This is a genomic window from Pseudomonas sp. DR208 (genome assembly GCF_019823005.1).
GTDB classification, from domain to species: domain Bacteria; phylum Pseudomonadota; class Gammaproteobacteria; order Pseudomonadales; family Pseudomonadaceae; genus Aquipseudomonas; species Aquipseudomonas extremorientalis.
In genome coordinates, this window is the sequence record NZ_CP081944.1 from 84,839 (window position 1) to 105,120 (window position 20,282).

A 20,282-nucleotide genomic window follows, 5' to 3' on the forward strand; every position below is an offset into this window, starting at 1 on the left:
TCGACCTGAAGGTAAGCAAAAACAAGCTTTGCCTGCTTGTAGCAAAGAAAAAACTTGCAGACATCTACATCCAGCACTTGACCAAAGCCGATGGTTACTACGCTGGAATGGAAATATATACCTGTGAGGCATCTAGCTTTTGTATAGATCAATCCCCGCCGTATCAGAGTCGGCTGTTGAACGCATCATTTTTTTCGAAGACTTCCTTATCAGAAGAGACTAAACAGTTTGGCGACGAGATGGGCGGTATCATTAGAACGCCGTCGCCGCAAGAAATAAGCCAGACTGTAAAAAAATAACCGACCGTTTGAAGGCTTTTTACCTCCCAAAGGCAGAGAATTGCATCCTTGGCAAACGAGCACTAATTGAGGACGTATTGGCTGAGCCTGATAACTATGCATTCCCATTTCTCACCATCCTCTTTGCTGCCTACAAAAATAATCTGAGCCTGGATTCGGACGCACTAAAAAAAGCGCTCGCAACTAAATCCATTTTTGGAAACAAGCAGTTCGACCTGGCGTTAGCGAATAAAATTCTGAGTTAAAAATACAAATATTCCTCGCAGAGAAAAGGAAGTTCTTATTTAGTGCTAAAAATTTAAATTTTACGACGATGAGGCTATGAACCGCTGGCCCGCGTCGACGGCCTTGGCCCGTTGCAGAAGATTCGCTACTACCACAACGATCTGAATGGCTTGCCGGAACAACTGACCGAGGCCGATGGGCACAGCGTCTGGCAGGCGACTTATCGGGTGTGGGGCAACACACTGGAAGAGGTGCGCGAGCCTTATTACATCGAGGAGCAGAACCTGCGGTTCCAGGGGCAGTACCTGGATCGGGAGACGGGGCTGCATTTCAATACGTTCAGGTTTTATGATCCGGATGTGGGGCGGTTTACGACGCCGGATCCGATTGGGTTGGCGGGGGGCATCAACCTCTATCAATATGCACCGAATCCGTTGGGCTGGACCGACCCCTGGGGCTGGAAATGTTGGGGCACCGCAAGGAAAGGTATCTGGAAAGACGCTGCGGCCAAGGCACCACCTGGCAAATATTCTCCTAGAAACCTGGCGCGGATGTCGGAAGGTAAAGCACCTAGAATGAGGGTTGAAGTTCGTTATCGTGACAGTGCTAGGAACAGACGACTCGGCCGTGTCGGCAAGACCAAAGTGATCGATGTTCCGATGGAGCTGAATCATCAGTACATTCCTCAACGAGCTCGATCAAACGTTGCTCACGAGGAGTGGAACCTGACCAAAGCGACACCTTGGGGGCATGAGTCTATGGATAAGTATCGCCATACCGGTTGGGACTTGGTGAGAGTAGTGAAAACCACAGGGCAATGGTAAGGCACGCTTTAAAGGAGCAGACATGAGTGAGTTGACTGATTTTCACGTTTTCTGGGGCGCGGCTATGGCTGTTGCTGAAAAGAAGTCCGCTTCGATGGAGGCTGAAGGGGCCGAGGATTTCGCCCGATGCCTTTACGATGAATACGTTGAGCAAGGCGCGCCAAAAAACAAAAAGAAATGGCTAACTGAACGATTGGAAAATGAATTTCTCTGTTTAAAGGAGAGCCCCGTATGGGTGGGGGAGCCGGCTTGGTTGTACCATCAGGGTCAACCTATGGTTTTTTTACGTCAGTTTTCAGTTTCACCTTCAGCACAGCACATCAAAGAAAAAATCTCTCTTGGCGACACCATTTACGTATTTGGCGCAAAACACCTTATCAAAAGGCCGGCTGGAGATATTTGGACTGATATATATCGCACTGCAGTTCAAACGTTTGAAGGCGAAACCGCAGTGGAAATTCTGGCGTAGGTTGTATTTAAAAGCGCTAGCCTTGACAACCTGTACGGTCAAACCTTCGCCTACGACGCCGCCGCCAACCTGCTGGACGGCCCGCAGGCTGGCGCTGGGTTGGTGGTGCATAACAAGCTGCTGACCTATTAGGACAAGCGTTATCGCCATGGCGAGTTTGGCAGCTGGGCCGACGCATCGAAAAAACCTAGCATGGCCGTGACGGGTATCCGCTGGGAGAAACGCAGTTTGTGTGGGATGGACTGCGGTTGTTGCAGGAGCATAAACACAGCCAGACCAGCCTCTATGTTTACGATGATGACGGCTACGAACCGCTGGCCCGCGTCGACGGCCTTGGCCCGTTGCAGAAGATTCGCTACTACCACAACGATCTGAATGGCTTGCCGGAACAACTGACCGAGGCCGATGGGCACAGCGTCTGGCAGGCGACTTATCGGGTGTGGGGCAACACACTGCAAGAGGTGCGCGAGCCTTACTACATCGAGGAGCAGAACCTGCGGTTCCAGGGGCAGTACCTGGATCGGGAGACGGGGCTGCATTTCAATACGTTCAGGTTTTATGATCCGGATGTGGGGCGGTTTACGACGCCGGATCCGATTGGGTTGGCGGGGGGCATCAATAACTACCTCTATGCCGACAACCCCTTCGGCTGGATCGATCCATCAGGGCTGACATGTGGAGGCAGTGGAAAGGTCCACGGCAACAGCCATGCGAGCAAAAACCCTAATCACGTCTACGTTATTGTTGATACAAAAACAGGGCGGATGATGAAGCCGGGAATCAGCGGGCGCCCACTGAATAAGAACGGTACATCACCTCGTGCCAACCAACAGGTCAATATTCTAAACAAACCCCAACCCGGGCGTTACAAGGCAGTGATTGTCGAGAAAAACAAAACACGGCTTCAAGCCAAAACGACGGAGCAAAAAATCACTGACAAGCACGCGGCAAGAAATAACGGCAACATGCCTTCACCTATTCACAAAAAACCGCTGCCGCAGGTTGACACAAGAGATGGCTACCTTAAGTTATATGGCACGCCTGATAATATTTAATATTTTACAGTGGAAATTGCGATGAATCTTAGCCTGCTGACCTTGCAAGAAAGTGAAATATCCGCTAGCCGTGATTGTATTCGTATACGTCAACTAAGCCATCACATTACTCAGATATTCATGAGCCTATTGCCCAAGATAAAAATAAACGGGAGTAGTAAAATTGTTGTTTCGCTAGGCCCGCGCGGCGACGAAGACTTATTTGACAATGTGTTAGGTGTCACAAATATTTTCGTAGAGAACTTCGACTTTGATAAGTTTCTCTCTATGGACAGGGTCAACCAAGAAAAAATTCTACTGGAGGAGCTACGCCAAGCACTCATTGCGATTGCAACTAAGAAAGAGAAAAATCCCACGACTGTAGACATTATTAATTCGACGGCTGACGCAGTATTGCAATGTCATTTTGAGCAAGAGACACCAATTAAAAAACTATCAAAATCCAGCCAAGACAAAAAACGCAAATTTAACGTCTACAGGACTCTTAGTGCTGCAGTCGGTGAGGGTTGGTACTGTAAAGAAGACAGTACTCAAAAGGAAAAAATCTGGATGCACGAGCTTCCAAGCTTCATTGATCGACGAGACTTTTTCAAAACTGCAGAAATAAATGAAAACGGCTATCACATTAAAAATCGACTAGGAAAAATAATATTTGAGGTCCCGTTCTAGCAAAGGAGCACTTTAATCAGCGATGTTGGGCCACGACAGCGTACAGGCCTACCTATTTTTTGATAACGGTATAACCAACTTCAGTGCCATCACCCAAGCCTGCTGATTAATATTCGCCGAATAAGACGCCGCCGCCAACTTGGCTGGACGGCCCGCCGGGTGTTTCATGCATAACCTGTTGTTGACCTATCAGGACAAGCGTTATCGCTATGGTGAGTTTGGCCGCTGGGCCGACGCAACAAAAAAACCGAGCATGGCCGTGACGGGTATCCGCTGGGAGAAACGCAGTTTGTGTGGGATGGACTGCGGTTGTTGCAGGAGCATAAACACAGCCAGACCAGCCTGTATGTTTACGACGACGGTTATGAACCGCTGGCCCGCGTCGACGGCCTTGGCCCGCTACAGAAGATTCGCGACTACCACAACGACCTGAACGGGCTGCCCGAACAACTGACCGAGGCCGATGGGCACAGCATCTGGCAGGCGACTTATCGGGTGTGGGGCAACACACTGGAAGAGGTGCGCGAGCCTTATTACATCGAGGAGCAGAACCTGCGGTTCCAGGGGCAGTACCTGGATCGGGAGACGGGGCTGCATTTCAATACGTTCAGGTTTTATGATCCGGATGTGGGGCGGTTTACGACGCCGGATCCGATTGGGTTACACGGCGGCTCGAACTTTTACGCCTATGCTCCCAACCCTTATGTCTGGATCGACCCACTGGGGATGTCGTGCCGCCTGAACTCTGTAGGCAGAACGCCTGGAAAAAAGACCGGTATAAAGATCCTGGCGATTTTATCGGTCCGGCAGAAAAGCCTAAATATGAGTAAGGATTATTTTATGAAAGACCTTGCAGACGAGAATCCAACACTGGCAGACCAGATCATGGCCATCATGGGTTCAGGCAATGACCTAGATGAACAAAACAAAAAAGCAGAGGCCAAGGCCCTGTACCAACAAGCTTGGGATTTGCTTCCAGAGCCAAAACTCAAATGGTCACCCTTGTCGTCGTGGGTGACCGGTTCGCTCTTCAACTTTTACCTGGATGAAGGCGACTTCGAAGCCGCTGAGCCTTGGGCGCAGAAGACATTTGATGGTCGAGAGTCCGATATTGATACCGGCCCGCTGATTAACCTGGGAATGGTTTTTCTTGAACTGGGAAAAGAAGCCGAGGCTTATAAATACTTTGATGAAGCTTATGGGTTCGGTAAAGCCCGCGCCTTTCAGGAAAGACCCAAGAAATATCTGAATTTTTACCTGGATGCAAAAAAAAGAGCCGCTCACTAATCCTGCCTACACGGCGTATGAATGGGGCGGCGGATCGGTTTAAGCGTCTTGGAATTCAACGCTTCCGACACCCTACAAAAAATGGGCACTCGACCCTGTCGACGTGCCCATTTCTCCTACCACCCCGCCCCCTTCGAGACGGCAACGCCATTACGCGTTGACTGTGTCTTTCAGCGATTTACCCGGCTTGAACGCAACCGTGTTGCTCGCCTTGATTTTCACCGGCTCACCGGTTTGAGGGTTTTTGCCAGTGCGAGCGCCACGGTGGCGTTGCAGGAAGGTGCCGAAGCCAACCAGGGTGACGCTGTCCTTGCGGTGCAGGGCGCCGGTGATTTCTTCGAGAACGGCGTTGAGGACGCGGTTGGCCTGTTCTTTAGTGAGATCGGCTTTTTCAGCGATGGCGGCTGCGAGTTCTGGTTTACGCATAAGTGAAGCCTCTTTGACGGTTTTTTGTTGTTATGTCCGTGCTGCTCTCTTCTGGAGCAGCGCCCAAAGCGCCGCAGGCTCTACTCTGCGGCAGACGGGAGTGAGGATGGCATGCCCTCGCACGCTCCGCCAGTCTAGCGGCGACCTTTCTGGAGGGAAAAACGTGCTTATTCCGACAGAACGACCGGTATTTACGCCAGCAACGGCGGAAGTTCTTTGTTGAGGGCGAGTTTTTCCATCACGGCGCTGCCAGTCAGTGCGTAACCCAGCAGGCGACCGCTGGCGTCACGGCACAGGGCCTTGATGTCGGCGCCCTCGCCTTCGACACTCCAGACGCCTTCGGTGCCCCGAGGCGGTGGCGAAACCACCAGCGGGCAGACCGGGGTTTTCACGGTCACCGGCATCGGGCCGTAGCTGACGGTAGTGGCGTTGCCGGCCAGGGTCTGGGCCAACGCACGGGCGCAGCTCATCAGCGGCATCACGTACAGCAGGTTCAGGCCGTCGACCTCGGCGCAGTCGCCCATGGCGTAGATATTGGCGTGGGAGGTTTTGAGATGGCGGTCCACCATGATCCCGCGATTGGTCTGCAGGCCGGCGGCGGCGGCCAGGTCGACGCGTGGGCGCAGGCCAATGGCCGAGACCACCAGGTCACAGGCGATCACTTCACCGTCCGACAGGTGAGCTTCCAGACCATCAGCGGTGCGCTGCAGGCGATTGAGCACCGGGCCCAGGTGGAAACGCGCGCCGAGGCCTTCGAGGCCGGCCTGTACTGCGGCGGCGGCGGCCGGGTGCAACAGGGTCGGCATGACTTGCTCGCACGGTGCCACCAGGTCGATTTCATAACCGCCCAGGATCAGGTCATTGGCGAACTCGCAGCCGATCAGGCCGGCGCCGAGCAGCAGCACACGGCGCTTGCCGGCAGCGGCGGCACGAAAGCGTGCGTAGTCTTCGAGGTCGTTGATCGGGAAAATCAGGTCAGCCGCATCGCCTTCAATCGGCACACGGACGGTTTCTGCGCCCCAGGCCAGGATCAGGTCGCGGTAGGCCACCGCCTCCTCGCCGATCCACAGGCGCTTGTGACCGGGGTCAATGCCGCTGACGCGGGTGTGAGTGCGCACTTCGGCCTTGAGTTGCTCGGCCATGGCGCCCGGTTCAGCCATGCTCAGGCCATCGGCTTGCTTGTTCTTGCCAAACCCGGTGGAGAGCATGGGCTTGGAGTAGGAGCGCCCGTCATCCGCAGTGATCAGCAGCAATGGGGTTTCGCTGTCGAGCTTGCGAAACTCACGGGCCAGGTTGTAACCGGCCAATCCGGTGCCGATGATCACGACAGGTGCGTTCATTCCTTTCTCCTTGTAATACTTTTCTGAAAATCGAGAATCAGCCGATTTCGATCATTTCGAAATCCATTTTGCCCACGCCGCAGTCCGGGCACAGCCAGTCTTCCGGGACGTCTTCCCAACGGGTGCCAGGCAGAATTCCGTCATCCGGCCAGCCGTCCTTTTCGTCGTAGATCAGGCCACAGACGACACATTGCCACTTCTTCATTACTTGTTCCTCAGGAGTCCAGGCTTCTTGGCCGACGGTCGATAGACCCGCATTGCCGTACGGCTCAGGGCGTTTTGTACTGATGGTGGCCGGCAGATGCAAGCATGATCGACGCAAACAGCCGGTTGCCTCCGGCAAAAACGTTGGACGCCATGGTAAGCTCGCCGCCTCTTTTGCTGCCGATACTGACTCACCGTGCCGCACTCAATCGACCCTCCCGATGCTTGCCAATGGTTGACCCAGAGCCACCTGGCCCCTGTACCCACGTCCTTGACCCTCAATTGGCTGTTCAACGAAGACTCGCTGACGCGGCGGTTGACGTGGCTGTCCAACGACGGTTTCAGCGTCACGCCACTGTTCGAAGGCTGGCAACCGCTACGCGATGACGAATGTGCCGCCCTGGCGCTGGCGCCGGCCAGTATCGGTTGGGTGCGCGAGGTGTATCTGCGTGGGCATGGTCAGCCGTGGGTGTTCGCACGCAGTGTGGCCGCACGCGGCGCTCTGCAGGGCGACGGCCTGCATATGGATGAGTTGGGCAGCCGGTCCCTGGGCGAACTGCTGTTCTGTGACCAGGCCTTCACCCGCCAGGCCATCGAAGTGTGCCATTACCCTCGGCACTGGTTGCCAGCGGCCGATCAGGTCGACGGGCTGTGGGCACGCCGCTCACGCTTTGATCGCGGGCCGCTGAGCGTGCTGGTCGCGGAAGTCTTCTTGCCCAGTTTCTGGCACGCGCTGCACGCCCATCCGGAGAATTGCTGATGTACCAACGTCTGCTCAAGTCCCTGAACCACCTGAACCCCAGGGCCTGGGATTTCATTCAACTGACCCGTATGGACAAGCCCATCGGCATCTACCTGCTGTTGTGGCCGACCCTATGGGCGCTGTGGATCGCCGGCAAAGGCTCGCCTTCTTTAATCAATATCGTGATCTTCGTGCTCGGCGTGGTGCTGACCCGCGCCGGTGGCTGTGTGATCAACGACTGGGCCGACCGCAAGGTCGACGGCCATGTGAAGCGCACCGAGCAACGGCCGCTGGTGAGCGGCAAGATCAGCTCCAAAGAGGCGCTGGTGTTTTTTGCCGTGCTGATGGGCATCAGTTTCCTGCTGGTGCTGCTGACCAACGCCACCACCATCCTGCTGTCCCTCGGTGGCCTGGCCCTGGCGGCGAGCTACCCGTTCATGAAGCGCTACACCTATTACCCGCAGGTGGTGCTGGGGGCGGCGTTTTCCTGGGGCATGCCGATGGCGTTCACTGCCGAAACGGGTCACCTTCCCGCTACGGCCTGGCTGCTGTATATCGCCAACCTGCTGTGGACAGTGGGTTACGACACGTATTACGCGATGACCGACCGGGATGACGACTTGAAGATCGGCGTGAAATCCACCGCCATTCTATTTGGCGATGCGGATCGCGTGATCATCCTTACGCTGCAAGGGCTGTCGTTGGTGTGCCTGTTGCTGGCGGGGGCGCGATTCGAGTTGGGTGGCTGGTTCCACCTGGGTCTGCTGGGCGCGGCGGGCTGTTTTGCCTGGGAGTTCTGGTACACCCGGGACAAGGACCGCATGAAGTGCTTCAAGGCGTTCCTGCACAACCACTGGGCGGGGTTGGCGATATTTGTCGGGATTGTGGCGGACTATTCGTTTCGCTGAGGTTTTTGTGGCGGTTGTCCCGACCTCATCGGGGGCAAGCCCCCTCCCACATTTGGAATGTGTTCCCCTGTGGGAGGGGTGGTACGACGATTCGACTTGCCCCCGGTGATTTCAGCGGCACCGCGTCATCAAGGCTTGATCACGTGCCACACCCCGCCTTTGCCATCACCGGTCTTGTCACCGGCCTTGTGGTCATCCTTGTAGGTGTAGACGGGCTTACCGTCATAGGCCCACTGGCTGGTCTGGTCATCGCGGGTGATAACGGTCCATTTGCCCATCGACTTGTCAGTGGACTCTGCCTTCAACGGCGGCCAATTGGTCGCGCACTGGTCCTTGCACACGGACTTGCCGTCAGCGTCCTTGTCGAAGGTGTAGAGCGTCATGCCCTTGTGGTCCACCAGCATTCCGTCTTTGGTCATCGCCGGCTCCGCCGCAAACGCCAGGCCCGGCAGCGTCAACGCAGCCGTCACCAGCAGGGCTTTCCAGGAAATCGTGCTGTAAGTCATCGGAACCTTCCTTTTGTGGTTGTCAGGATTCGGACTCAAAGCGTAGTCCAGAGAGGCGGGAATTGCCCGAGCGACTAAATTACTGTCACACGACTGCAATAATTCCGTTATCTAATGCGGCGCAAGACAGTTAAATGACAAGAGGATTTTCGAGCATGGTTGGCAGGAGCATTCTGATTGTTGACGACGAAGCGCCCATCCGCGAGATGATCGCCGTTGCGTTGGAAATGGCCGGCTATGACTGCCTGGAGGCGGAGAACTCCCAGCAGGCCCATGCCATTATCGTCGACCGCAAGCCGGACCTGATCCTGCTGGACTGGATGCTGCCCGGCACCTCCGGCATCGAACTGGCCCGCCGCCTCAAGCGCGACGAGCTGACCGGGGACATCCCGATCATCATGCTCACCGCCAAGGGCGAAGAGGACAACAAGATCCAGGGCCTGGAAGTCGGTGCCGATGACTACATCACCAAGCCTTTTTCCCCACGGGAGTTGGTAGCGCGCCTGAAGGCCGTACTGCGCCGCGCCGGGCCTACCGATGGCGAAGCGCCTATCGAAGTCGGCGGCCTGCTGCTGGACCCGATCAGCCACCGCGTGACCATCGACGGCAAACCGGCCGAGATGGGCCCCACCGAATACCGCCTGCTGCAATTCTTCATGACCCACCAGGAGCGCGCCTACACCCGTGGCCAACTGCTGGACCAAGTGTGGGGCGGCAACGTGTACGTGGAAGAACGCACCGTGGACGTGCATATCCGTCGCCTGCGCAAAGCCTTGGGCGATGCCTACGAGAATCTGGTACAAACCGTGCGCGGCACTGGTTACCGCTTCTCTACCAAGGGCTGAGCCAATCGGATCCTGACTTAACAGCTGACAAGGACGCATGTTCAAGTGAACCAAAACTGGCATGGCACCCTGATCCGCCACATGCTTTTGCTGATCACCGGCTGCCTGCTGGTTGGGCTGGTCAGCGGCTATTACGGCTGGAGTCTGGCAGTCGGCATCGCGCTGTACCTGGGCTGGACCCTCAAGCAACTGCTGCGCCTGCACGAATGGCTACGCCAGCATAAACCCGATGAAGCACCACCCGATGGCTACGGCCTGTGGGGCGAGGTGTTCGACAGCATCTACCACCTGCAACGTCGCGACCAGCGTGTGCGCGGCCGCCTGCAAGCGGTGATCGACCGGGTGCAGGAGTCCACCGCCGCGCTCAAGGACGCGGTGATCATGCTCGACAGCGACGGCAACCTGGAATGGTGGAACCGTGCCGCCGAGACCCTGCTGGGCCTCAAGACACCCCAGGACAGCGGCCAGCCAGTGACCAATCTGGTGCGCCACCCGCGCTTCAAGGAGTACTTCGAACAGGAGAACTACGAAGAAGCCCTGGAAATCCCCTCGCCCACCAATGACCGCGTACGCATCCAGCTGTACCTGACGCGCTACGGCAACAATGAACACCTGATGCTGGTGCGCGATGTCACCCGCATCCACCAGCTGGAGCAGATGCGCAAGGACTTCGTCGCCAACGTCTCCCACGAGTTGCGTACACCGCTGACGGTGATCTGCGGCTACCTGGAGACGCTGCTGGACAACGTCGACGAGATCAACCCACGCTGGAGCCGGGCCCTGCAGCAAATGCAGCAGCAAGGCTCGCGCATGCAGACCCTGCTCAACGACCTGCTGTTGCTGGCCAAGCTGGAAGCCACCGATTATCCGTCGGACAACCAGCCGGTGGCCGTGCAAAGCCTGTTGCAGACCATCAAGAACGACGCCCAGGCCCTCTCCGGCCAACGCGGGCAGCAGATCAGCCTGGAAGCCGACCCGGCCGTGCTGCTCAAGGGCAGCGAAGGCGAGTTGCGCAGCGCGTTTTCCAACCTGGTGTTCAACGCCGTGAAGTACACCCAGGACAAAGGCAATATCCGCATCCGCTGGTGGGCCGACGAACAAGGCGCGCATTTGAGCGTGCAGGACTCCGGCATCGGCATCGACGCCAAGCACCTGCCGCGCCTGACCGAGCGTTTCTACCGTGTCGACTCCAGCCGCAACTCCAACACTGGCGGCACCGGGCTCGGCCTGGCGATCGTCAAGCACGTGCTGCTGCGCCACCGCGCACGCCTGGAAATCAGCAGCGTGCTGGGGCACGGCAGCACGTTTACCTGCCATTTTCCGCCGGCTCAGGTGGCGCGCTCGCGAGCCCTCAGCAACGACGAGTAATCCAAATACACCACGGGCCTACATGTGGGAGGGGGCTTGCCCCCGATGGCGGCGGGTCAGATATGAATGTGCTGCCTGACATACTGCCATCGGGGGCAAGCCCCCTCCCACAGTGGACCGGTGTTGTTTTAGAGAGTGCATTCCAAGCCCCGCCCGGCAGTGGGCACTAGGCAAGCGCCCCGTCAGCCGCTACATTGGCCGACTTGCGCCTGCCTTTCAGGCCCGCCTGCCACCCCTTACTGAACATACGGAACCTGCAAAACCCCATCATGGACCCTTCCCCTGGTATCACCCTCGCGACACTCTTCGCCGACTTCGGCATGATTCTTTTTGCTCTGATCCTGGTACTGCTCAACGGTTTCTTCGTTGCGGCGGAATTTGCCATGGTCAAACTGCGCGCCACCCGGGTCGAGGCCATCGCCCACAAGAACGGCTGGCGCGGGCAGATCCTGCGCACCGTACACAGCCAGCTCGACGCCTACCTGTCGGCGTGCCAGCTGGGCATCACCCTCGCCTCCCTGGGCCTGGGCTGGGTCGGTGAGCCGGCCTTCGCGCACATCCTCGAGCCGCTGCTGGGCGCCGTGGGCGTCGAGTCGCCGGAAGTGATCAAGGGCGTGTCGTTCTTTGCGGCGTTCTTCGTGATCTCCTACCTGCACATCGTGGTCGGCGAGCTGGCGCCCAAGTCTTGGGCGATTCGCAAGCCCGAGTTGCTGTCGCTGTGGACGGCGGTGCCGCTGTACCTGTTCTACTGGGCCATGTACCCGGCGATCTACCTGCTCAACGCCAGCGCCAACGCCATCCTGCGCATTGCCGGCCAGGGCGAGCCTGGCCCGCACCATGAACACCATTACAGCCGCGAAGAACTCAAGCTGATCCTGCACTCCAGCCGTGGCCAGGATCCGAGCGACCAGGGCATGCGCGTACTGGCCTCCGCCGTGGAAATGGGCGAGCTGGAAGTGGTGGACTGGGCCAACTCCCGGGAAGACCTGGTAACCCTGGACTTCAACGCGCCGCTCAAGGAAATCCTTGCGCTGTTCCGTCGCCACAAGTTCAGCCGTTACCCGGTATATGACGCGGTACGCAACGAATTCGTGGGCCTGTTGCACATCAAGGACCTGCTGCTGGAACTGGCGGCCCTGGACCACATCCCCGAGTCGTTCAACCTGGCCGAGCTGACCCGCCCGCTGGAGCGTGTATCGCGGCACATGCCGTTGTCGCAGCTGCTGGAACAGTTCCGCAAAGGCGGCGCGCACTTCGCCCTGGTGGAAGAAGCCGACGGCAAGATCATCGGCTACCTCACCATGGAAGACGTGCTGGAAGTGCTGGTGGGCGATATCCAGGACGAACACCGCAAGGCCGAGCGCGGCATCCTGGCCTATCAGCCAGGCAAGCTGCTGGTGCGTGGCGACACGCCGCTGTTCAAGGTGGAGCGCCTGCTGGGCGTGGACCTGGACCACATCGAAGCCGAAACCCTGGCCGGCCTGATCTATGACACCCTCAAACGGGTGCCCGAGGAGGAAGAAGTGCTGGAGGTTGAAGGCTTGCGCATCATCATCAAGAAGATGAAAGGGCCGAAGATCGTACTCGCCAAGGTGCTGTTGCTGGATTGACCGTCAATTGCCCAATGCAAAATTGGGCAATGCACCGACCGGCTGGTTGAACTCATATGGGATCGAGACCAGCCCCGCCTCGGTGGCGCGCTGCACCACAAAATGCAGATGCGGCCCGCTGCTGTTGCCGGTATTGCCCGACAACGCCAGCGGGCTCCCCACCGCCACATGCTGCCCGACCCGGACGCTGACCGAACCTTGCTTGAGGTGCAGGTACACGCCCTCGGTGCCGTCGTCGTGGCGCACCCTCACGAAATTCCCCGACGCATCACTGCCGCGTCCGGCCTGCGCGTTTTCGGTCTTCACCACCATGCCACTACGCGCCGCAATGATCGGCGTGCCTTCGGGCATGGCGATGTCCATCGCATAACGACTTTTGGCATCGGTGTGGCTGAAGCTGCCGTTGGGTCCCTGGGTCATGCGGAAAGGACCGCCACGCCAGGGCAAGGGGTAGCGATAGGCTTGTTGTGCACGATTGGGCTTGGGCACGACAAGCATCGGTCGCTCAACCTTGCGCTCCTGGATCACGAACGCCAGGGCGCCCGGCGTATACCGGTCGCTGATAAACACCAGGCCATTGGCATCGACGGATTTGTAGAGGGTCATGGCCTGGGCCGACATAGCGACCGTCGCCAACCCGCAGCACAGCAAGAAGCGCATAAGCATGGCGTAAACCTGCCGGGATGACTGAACGGCAGGTTAGCAAGGGATCATGACAACTCTATACGCCACAGTGGAGATCCCAATGAGGGAGGGGGCTTGCCCCCGATTGCGGGATGTCAGCCACCGACTGCTTAGCTGAACCGCCGTCATCGGGGGCAAGCCCCCTCCCACAGTTGTACGGTGTCCCTCAGGATCACGCACCCGGCACAAAATGCTTCTGTGCCGTACCGCGCGCAATCAGGCGGGAGATGTAGTCGAGCTTCTGCGCGTCCTGGTCGATAAACCGGAAGGTCAGTTGCAGCCAATCGCTGTCCGGCTTCGGTTCAAAGGCGACGATGGCGTGCAGGTAGCCATTGAGGCGGGCCACTTCGGCGTTTTCGCCTTGCTCCAGGTCGAGCACGGCGCTTTCCAGTACCTGGGGCAGGACTTCACCGCGACGCACCACCAGCAGCGCTTCCTTGATGCTCAGCGCCTTGATCACGCATTGCTGGGTGCCACTGGACAGGCGCAATTGGCCCTGGCCACGACCGCCAGCCGGCGCAGCCGCTATCGGCGCCTGCACCGGTGGGCTGTTGAGCAACCCTTTGTTAGGCGCAGGAGCGGCAGCCGCAACAGGAGCCGCACGCGCCACTTCGGGTTTGCCGCCGGTCAGGGCGCTCAAGGAATCGTTGCCGAAAGCCGAGTTCATCTTGGTCGGCGCGCTGGCGACCAGGGCGTCGAGGCGACCGATCTTGTGCAGGGCCTGCTTGACCTTGTTCAGCAACTGCTCGTTGGTAAACGGTTTGCTGACGTAGCCGGAAACCCCGGCCTGGATAGCCTGGACTACGTTCTCCTTGTCGCCACGGCTGGTGACCATCACGAACGGCATGGCTTTGAGGTGAGGCTGCTCGCGGCACCAGGTCAACAGCTCAAGGCCGGACATCTCTGGCATTTCCCAGTCGCACAGCACCAGGTCGAAGGTCTCGCGCATCAGGATGGCCTGGGCCTTTTTGCCGTTCACCGCATCTTCAAGCTTGATCCCGGGGAAGTAGTTGCGCAGGCACTTCTTCACCAGGTCGCGGATAAACGAGGCGTCATCCACCACCAACACACTGACTTTACTCATCGACCCTTCATCCTATAAAAACTTCGGCACGCAAGACGCCTGACTGATGGCATTTTGCCAAAAACTCTGCAGTCACGTTGGGACTTTCTCGTGCCCCCTCGCTGAAAAATTCGGACCCGCAAACAAAAACGCCCGACCAAAGGCCGGGCGTTAATTTCTCGGGCAACCTTACTTATCGTCAGGTACGCCCGGAACATTAGGGATTTGATCGACTGAACCTTCAACTTCGGCCTTCATGCGCTTGAGGCCCATGTGCCGCACGTCGGTGCCGCGCACCAGGTAAATCACCAGTTCGGAGATATTGCGCGCATGGTCGCCAATCCGCTCCAGGGAGCGCAGCACCCAGATAATGCTCAAGACCCGCGAGATAGAGCGCGGGTCTTCCATCATGTAGGTGGCCAGCTCACGCAGCGCAGTCTTGTACTCACGGTCGATGACCTTGTCGTACTGGGCCACCGACAGTGCCAGTTCGGCGTCGAAGCGGGCAAAGGCGTCGAGCGCATCGCGCACCATGTTGCGCACCTGGTCGCCGATGTGGCGCACTTCCACGTAACCGCGCGGCGCTTCGCCTTCTTCGCACAACTGGATGGCGCGTCGGGCGATCTTGGTGGCTTCGTCGCCAATGCGCTCCAGGTCGATCACCGATTTGGAGATGCTGATGATCAACCGCAGGTCGGACGCCGCCGGCTGGCGACGGGCGAGAATGCGCAGGCATTCTTCGTCGATATTGCGTTCCATCTGGTTGATCTGGTCATCGATCTCACGCACTTGCTGGGCCAGGCCCGAGTCGGCCTCGATCAGCGCGGTGACCGCATCGTTGACTTGCTTCTCCACCAGCCCGCCCATCGCCAGGAGGTGGCTGCGCACTTCCTCGAGCTCGGCGTTGAACTGCGCGGAGATGTGGTGGGTAAGGCCTTCTTTGCTAATCATGTTGGCGTCCTTGGAGCGTCCGGTAAGGTGCGGATAACCGCAGCGTCAGTGCAATCAGAACCACAGCTTCCTAGCCGTAGCGACCGGTGATGTAGTCTTCGGTCTGCTTCTTCGCCGGATTGGTGAACAGGGTATCGGTGTCGCCGAATTCCACCAGCTTGCCCATGTACATGAACGCGGTGTAGTCGGAAACCCGCGCCGCCTGTTGCATGTTGTGGGTCACGATAACGATGGTGAACTTGGACTTGAGCTCGTAGATCAGTTCTTCGACTTTCAGCGTCGAGATCGGGTCGAGAGCCGAGCAGGGTTCGTCGAGCAGCAACACTTCCGGCTCCACGGCGATAGTGCGAGCGATCACCAGACGCTGCTGCTGGCCACCGGACAGACCGAGGGCCGAATCGTGCAGGCGGTCCTTCACTTCGTCCCACAGCGCCGCGCCTTTCAAGGCCCACTCGACCGCTTCGTCGAGGATGCGCTTCTTGTTGATGCCCTGGATACGCAGGCCGTAGACCACGTTTTCGTAGATGGTCTTGGGGAACGGGTTGGGCTTCTGGAACACCATGCCCACGCGGCGACGCAGCTCGGCCACATCTTCGCCCTTGCGGTAAATGTTGGTGCCGTAGAGGTTGATGGCACCGTCCACACGGCAACCGTCCACCAGGTCGTTCATGCGGTTGAAGCTACGCAGCAGCGTGGACTTGCCGCAGCCCGACGGGCCGATGAAGGCGGTCACGCGCTGCTTGGGAATGTTCATGCTGACGTCGAACAGCGCCTGTTTTTCACCGTAGTACAGGCTCAGGCCCGGCACTTCGATGGCCACGGTTTCCTGGGCCAGGCTCAGGCTCTGCTTGTCGCGACCCAGGGCAGACATGTTGATGCCGTGGGTGTGGGTGTCTTGTTGCATGGGATGCTCCCTGTGCTACCAATTCATTGTGTGTGGGAGGGGGCTTGACCCCTCCCACATTGAAAAGCTTTAGCTGTCCAACGCTTTGTATTTTTCGCGCAGGTGGTTACGGATCCACACTGCCGACAAGTTGAGCGTGGCGATCACCAGCACCAGCAGCAACGCGGTGGCGTACACCAGCGGCCGGGCGGCTTCGACGTTGGGGCTCTGGAAGCCGACGTCATAGATGTGGAAGCCCAGGTGCATGATCTTCTGGTCCAGATGCAGGTACGGGTAGTTGCCGTCCAGCGGCAACGACGGCGCCAGTTTCACCACGCCCACCAGCATCAGCGGCGCCACCTCACCGGCGGCGCGGGCCACGGCGAGGATCATGCCGGTCATCATTGCCGGGCTGGCCATCGGCAGCACGATCTTCCACAGCGTTTCCGCCTTGGTCGCACCCAGTGCCAGGGAGCCTTCACGCACAGTGCGAGGAATTCGCGCCAGGCCTTCTTCCGTGGCCACGATCACCACCGGCACCGCCAGCAGCGCCAGGGTCAGCGAGGCCCACAACAGGCCCGGCGTGCCGAACGTCGGCGCCGGCAGGGCTTCGGCGAAGAACAGCCGGTCAACCGAGCCACCCAATACATACACGAAGAAGCCCAGGCCGAACACGCCGTAGACGATGGCCGGTACGCCGGCCAGGTTGTTCACGGCGATACGGATAACCCGCGTCAGGGTGTTCTGCTTGGCGTATTCACGCAGGTACACCGCCGCCAGCACGCCGAACGGGGTCACGATCATCGCCATGATCAGGGTCATCATCACGGTGCCGAAGATGGCCGGGAAGATCCCGCCTTCGGTGTTGGCTTCCCGTGGGTCATCGCTGAGGAATTCCCAGACCTTGCTGAAGTAGAAGCCGATCTTGGTGATCGTACCCATGGCGTTCGGCTGGTAGGCGTGCACCACTTTGCCGATGCCGATTTCCACTTCCTTGCCGTTGCCGTCGCGAGCGGTCAGCGCGTCGCGGTTGAACTGGGCGTGCAGGTCGGCCAGGCGGGCTTCGATGTCTTGGTAACGGGCATTCAGCTCGGCGCGGTCGGCGTCCATGTCGGCCTGTGCGGCGGCGTCGAGCTTGCCTTCCAATTCCAGTTTGCGGCCATGCAGGCGGATACGTTCCAGGCCGGCGTTGATCGCGCCGATGTCGGATTTTTCCAGGGTCTTGAGCTGGGCAGCCAGCTTGTTGACGCGGTCTACCCGGGCCTGCAGCTCCGGCCAGGCGGCCTCGCCTTCGGCAATGACCTTGCCATCCTGCTTGACGTTGACCAGGGTGCCGTAGAAGTTGCCCCACTCACGCCGCTCGATGGTCATGAGGTTCGCCGGCGTGGTCTGGTCCTTGAGCCACTCGCCGACGATCCAGGTGAAGTCGTTGCCGTTCAGGTCACGGTTGCCGACCTTGATCAGCTCGCGGGTCATGAACTCAGGGCCCTGGTCCGGCACCGGCAGGCCGGCGCTTTTCAGGCGTTCGCGGGGCACTTCTTCCTTCTGCACCACTTCGCCGATGACGATATGGTTTTCCTGGCCCGGCACGTTGTAGTTGGCCTGGATCAGGTCGGCCGGCCAGAAATGGCCCAGGCCACGCACGGCAATCACGGCCAGCAGACCAATGGTCATGATGACCGCGATGGACACCGCGCCACCGCTGATCCAGACGCCGGGGGCGCCGCTCTTGAACCATCCATTCAGGGAGTTCTGTTTCACAGACTTCTACCTTTCTTAAAGCGACGAGTATTTCTTGCGCAGACGCTGACGGATCAGCTCGGCGAGGGTGTTCATGATGAAGGTGAACAGCAGCAGCACCAGCGCCGAGAGGAACAGCACGCGGTAGTGACTGCCGCCCACTTCCGACTCGGGCATTTCCACGGCGACGTTGGCCGCAAGCGTTCGCAGGCCTTCGAACAGGTTCATCTCCATCACCGGGGTGTTACCGGTGGCCATCAACACGATCATGGTCTCGCCTACCGCACGGCCCATGCCGATCATCAGTGCCGAGAAAATGCCCGGGCTGGCGGTGAGGATGACCACACGGGTCATGGTCTGCCACGGCGTGGCGCCCAGGGCCAGGGAACCCAGGGTCAGGCCGCGCGGTACGCTGAACACGGCGTCTTCGGCGATGGAGTAGATGTTCGGGATCACCGCGAAACCCATGGCCAGGCCGACCACCAGGGCGTTGCGCTGGTCGTAGGTGATGCCCAGGTCGTGGGAGATCCACATGCGCATGTCGCCGCCGAAGAACCAGGTTTCCAGGTACGGGCTCATGTACAGCGAGAGCCAGCCCACGAACAGGATCACCGGGATCAGGATCGCGCTTTCCCAGCCATCCGGTACGCGCAGGCGCAGGGATTCAGGCAGGCGGCTGAAGATGAAGCCGGCCACCAGGATGCCGATCGGCAACAGCATCAACAGGCTGAAAATGCCCGGTAGATGCCCTTCCACATACGGCGCCAGGAAAAGGCCGGCGAAGAAGCCGAGGATCACCGTCGGCATGGCTTCCATCAACTCGATCACCGGCTTGACCTTGCGGCGCAGGCTCGGGGCCATGAAGTAGGCGGTGTAGATCGCGGCGGCAACGGCCAGTGGCGCGGCCAGCAACATGGCGTAGAACGCGGCCTTCAAGGTGCCGAAGGTCAACGGGGCCAGGCTCATCTTGGGTTCGAAGTCGGTGTTGGCGGCGGTCGACTGCCAGACGTATTTAGGCTCGTCGTAGTTTTCGTACCAGACCTTGCTCCACAGCGCACTCCAGGACACTTCCGGGTGCGGGTTGTCGAGCATCAGCGGCTGCAGCTTGCCGCCCGCCTCCACGATCACGCGGTTGGCCCGTGGCGACATGCCGTACACGCCTTGGCCGTCGACCACCGGGTCCACCAGCAGGGTGCGGTGGGCGGTGCTGTGGAATACGCCGAACTGGCCGGACGCGTCGAGGGCGGTGAAGCCCTTGCGGCGCTCTTCGGCGGAAATTTCCACGATAGGCGTGGTGCCCATCTGGAAGGTACGGATCTGCTTGAACCGCTGTTCGCCATCCGGGTCGCGGGCCATGAACCACTGGGCCAGGCCGCCCTTGGAGTTACCGATGATCAACGAGATACCGCCCACCAGCTGCGTGCTCGCGGTGACTTCGGCAGTCCCGTCTTCCAGCAGTTTGTAGCGACCATTGAGGCTCTTGTCGCGCAGGCTGAACACATCGGCCAAGGCACGGCCGTTGATCACATACAGCCATTGCTGGCGCGGGTCGATGAAGATTGCCTTCACCGGCTCGGTCATCTGTGGCAGCTCGATGCGCTTCTGCTCGCTGGTGACTTCGCCGGTCATCATGTTTTCTTCGCGGCTCAGGGACAGCACATTCAAGTGCGAACCTGCGGAGCCTGCCACCACCAGGGACGAATCCGTGGCGTTGAGGGCCACGTGTTCCAGCGGGCGGCCGGCGTCATCCAGCACGATCGGCGTTTCACCGTAGGGGTATTCGATCGCCGGCGTGATGGTTTTCTTGCCGTCCGGGTAGGACACCTTATAGGTGTGGCGGAATACCAGGGACTGGCCATTGGATAGACCGAGGATCACCAGCGGGCTGCCGGGCTGGTCTTCACCGATAGAAGCAACGCTGGTGCCGGCGGGCAGGGGCAGGTCGACACGCGTGAGCTCGGCACCGGTCTCGACATTGAAGAACAGCGCCTGGCCCTTGTCGGAAACCCGCATGGCGACCTGGTTCTGTTCTTCGAGGGAGATCATCAGCGGCTTGCCCGCGTCCTGGATCCAGGCCGGGGTCAGTGCGTCTTCCTTGGTCAATGAGGCGCCTTGAAACAGTGGCGCGACGACGTAGGCCAGAAAGAAGAAAATCAGGGTGATGGCGCCGAGGACGGCGAGGCC

17 protein-coding genes and 3 pseudogenes are annotated in these 20,282 nt (G+C 59.0%); 10 read left to right on the forward strand and 10 right to left on the reverse strand.

Annotated elements, in window-relative coordinates; all coding sequences use genetic code 11:
• Positions 1–616: 616 nt before the first annotated feature.
• From K5K89_RS00375 to K5K89_RS00395, 5 genes and pseudogenes are all read left to right on the forward strand, one after another.
• Positions 617–1,348: pseudogene (locus K5K89_RS00375) on the forward strand (RHS repeat-associated core domain-containing protein); the annotation flags it as partial.
• A gap of 22 nt (positions 1,349–1,370) precedes the next feature.
• Positions 1,371–1,817 (forward strand): hypothetical protein, encoded by a 447-nt coding sequence (locus K5K89_RS00380; protein WP_179028899.1) that lies wholly within the window; start codon positions 1,371–1,373, stop codon positions 1,815–1,817.
• Between the two features lie 15 nt (positions 1,818–1,832).
• A pseudogene (locus K5K89_RS00385) lies at positions 1,833–2,872 on the forward strand (RHS repeat-associated core domain-containing protein); the annotation flags it as partial.
• Between the two features lie 21 nt (positions 2,873–2,893).
• Positions 2,894–3,541, forward strand: a complete 648-nt coding sequence (locus K5K89_RS00390; RefSeq protein ID WP_261400839.1) for a hypothetical protein — start codon at positions 2,894–2,896, stop codon at positions 3,539–3,541.
• Positions 3,542–3,665: 124 nt separating this feature from the next.
• A pseudogene (locus K5K89_RS00395) lies at positions 3,666–4,297 on the forward strand (RHS repeat-associated core domain-containing protein); the annotation flags it as partial.
• A gap of 681 nt (positions 4,298–4,978) precedes the next feature.
• On the opposite strand, the gene K5K89_RS00405 reads toward K5K89_RS00395, so the two are convergent.
• The 3 genes from K5K89_RS00405 to K5K89_RS00415 all read right to left on the reverse strand — a co-directional run bounded on the left by K5K89_RS00405 (position 4,979) and on the right by K5K89_RS00415 (position 6,799).
• Positions 4,979–5,254, reverse strand: coding sequence for an HU family DNA-binding protein (locus tag K5K89_RS00405; protein WP_003176958.1), 276 nt, complete (start codon positions 5,252–5,254; stop codon positions 4,979–4,981).
• Positions 5,255–5,445: 191 nt separating this feature from the next.
• The gene (locus tag K5K89_RS00410; RefSeq protein ID WP_222540664.1) at positions 5,446–6,594 is read right to left on the reverse strand and encodes an NAD(P)/FAD-dependent oxidoreductase; all 1,149 of its coding nucleotides are present in this window, start codon (positions 6,592–6,594) and stop codon (positions 5,446–5,448) included.
• A gap of 37 nt (positions 6,595–6,631) precedes the next feature.
• Positions 6,632–6,799 carry a rubredoxin gene (locus tag K5K89_RS00415; protein ID WP_015886569.1) on the reverse strand — a complete coding sequence of 56 codons (168 nt, stop codon included), beginning with the start codon at positions 6,797–6,799 and terminating at the stop codon, positions 6,632–6,634.
• A 195-nt stretch (positions 6,800–6,994) separates the two neighbouring features.
• Between K5K89_RS00415 and K5K89_RS00420 the strand changes: the two genes are divergently transcribed.
• Together K5K89_RS00420 and ubiA are read left to right on the forward strand one after the other, a co-directional pair.
• Positions 6,995–7,558 (forward strand): chorismate--pyruvate lyase family protein, encoded by a 564-nt coding sequence (locus K5K89_RS00420; RefSeq protein WP_222540665.1) that lies wholly within the window; start codon positions 6,995–6,997, stop codon positions 7,556–7,558.
• Positions 7,558–8,448: a 4-hydroxybenzoate octaprenyltransferase gene (ubiA, locus tag K5K89_RS00425; RefSeq protein WP_222540666.1), complete on the forward strand. Its 891-nt coding sequence runs from the start codon at positions 7,558–7,560 to the stop codon at positions 8,446–8,448. The genes K5K89_RS00420 and ubiA overlap by 1 nt, the downstream gene beginning before the upstream one ends.
• Positions 8,449–8,576: 128 nt before the next feature.
• Here the strand turns inward: ubiA and K5K89_RS00430 are convergent, their stop codons facing one another.
• Positions 8,577–8,954, reverse strand: coding sequence for a hypothetical protein (locus tag K5K89_RS00430; RefSeq protein ID WP_222540667.1), 378 nt, complete (start codon positions 8,952–8,954; stop codon positions 8,577–8,579).
• A gap of 155 nt (positions 8,955–9,109) precedes the next feature.
• Here K5K89_RS00430 and phoB point away from each other — a divergent pair, with 155 nt between their 5' ends.
• From phoB to K5K89_RS00445, 3 genes are all read left to right on the forward strand, one after another.
• Positions 9,110–9,799 carry a phosphate regulon transcriptional regulator PhoB gene (phoB, locus tag K5K89_RS00435; RefSeq protein WP_003176964.1) on the forward strand — a complete coding sequence of 230 codons (690 nt, stop codon included), beginning with the start codon at positions 9,110–9,112 and terminating at the stop codon, positions 9,797–9,799.
• A gap of 81 nt (positions 9,800–9,880) precedes the next feature.
• Positions 9,881–11,167, forward strand: coding sequence for a phosphate regulon sensor histidine kinase PhoR (gene phoR / locus K5K89_RS00440; protein ID WP_256572938.1), 1,287 nt, complete (start codon positions 9,881–9,883; stop codon positions 11,165–11,167).
• 269 nt (positions 11,168–11,436) lie between these two features.
• Entirely contained in the window at positions 11,437–12,777 is a 1,341-nt protein-coding gene (locus tag K5K89_RS00445) for a hemolysin family protein (protein ID WP_010207573.1), read from the forward strand.
• A 3-nt stretch (positions 12,778–12,780) separates the two neighbouring features.
• Here K5K89_RS00445 and K5K89_RS00450 read toward each other — a convergent pair whose 3' ends face one another.
• The 6 genes from K5K89_RS00450 to K5K89_RS00475 form a co-directional block, all read right to left on the reverse strand.
• Positions 12,781–13,443: a M23 family metallopeptidase gene (locus K5K89_RS00450; protein ID WP_071490820.1), complete on the reverse strand. Its 663-nt coding sequence runs from the start codon at positions 13,441–13,443 to the stop codon at positions 12,781–12,783.
• Between the two features lie 190 nt (positions 13,444–13,633).
• Entirely contained in the window at positions 13,634–14,545 is a 912-nt protein-coding gene (locus K5K89_RS00455; protein WP_071490821.1) for a response regulator, read from the reverse strand.
• Between the two features lie 168 nt (positions 14,546–14,713).
• Positions 14,714–15,475, reverse strand: a complete 762-nt coding sequence (gene phoU / locus K5K89_RS00460) for a phosphate signaling complex protein PhoU (RefSeq protein ID WP_058424288.1) — start codon at positions 15,473–15,475, stop codon at positions 14,714–14,716.
• A 70-nt stretch (positions 15,476–15,545) separates the two neighbouring features.
• On the reverse strand, positions 15,546–16,379 hold the full coding sequence (gene pstB, locus K5K89_RS00465; RefSeq protein WP_058424289.1) for a phosphate ABC transporter ATP-binding protein PstB: 834 nt from the start codon (positions 16,377–16,379) through the stop codon (positions 15,546–15,548).
• A 69-nt stretch (positions 16,380–16,448) separates the two neighbouring features.
• Positions 16,449–18,119, reverse strand: coding sequence for a phosphate ABC transporter permease PstA (pstA, locus tag K5K89_RS00470; protein WP_071490822.1), 1,671 nt, complete (start codon positions 18,117–18,119; stop codon positions 16,449–16,451).
• Positions 18,120–18,134: 15 nt separating this feature from the next.
• Entirely contained in the window at positions 18,135–20,168 is a 2,034-nt protein-coding gene (locus K5K89_RS00475) for an ABC transporter permease subunit (RefSeq protein ID WP_170856048.1), read from the reverse strand.
• Between the last annotated feature and the right edge of the window lie 114 nt (positions 20,169–20,282).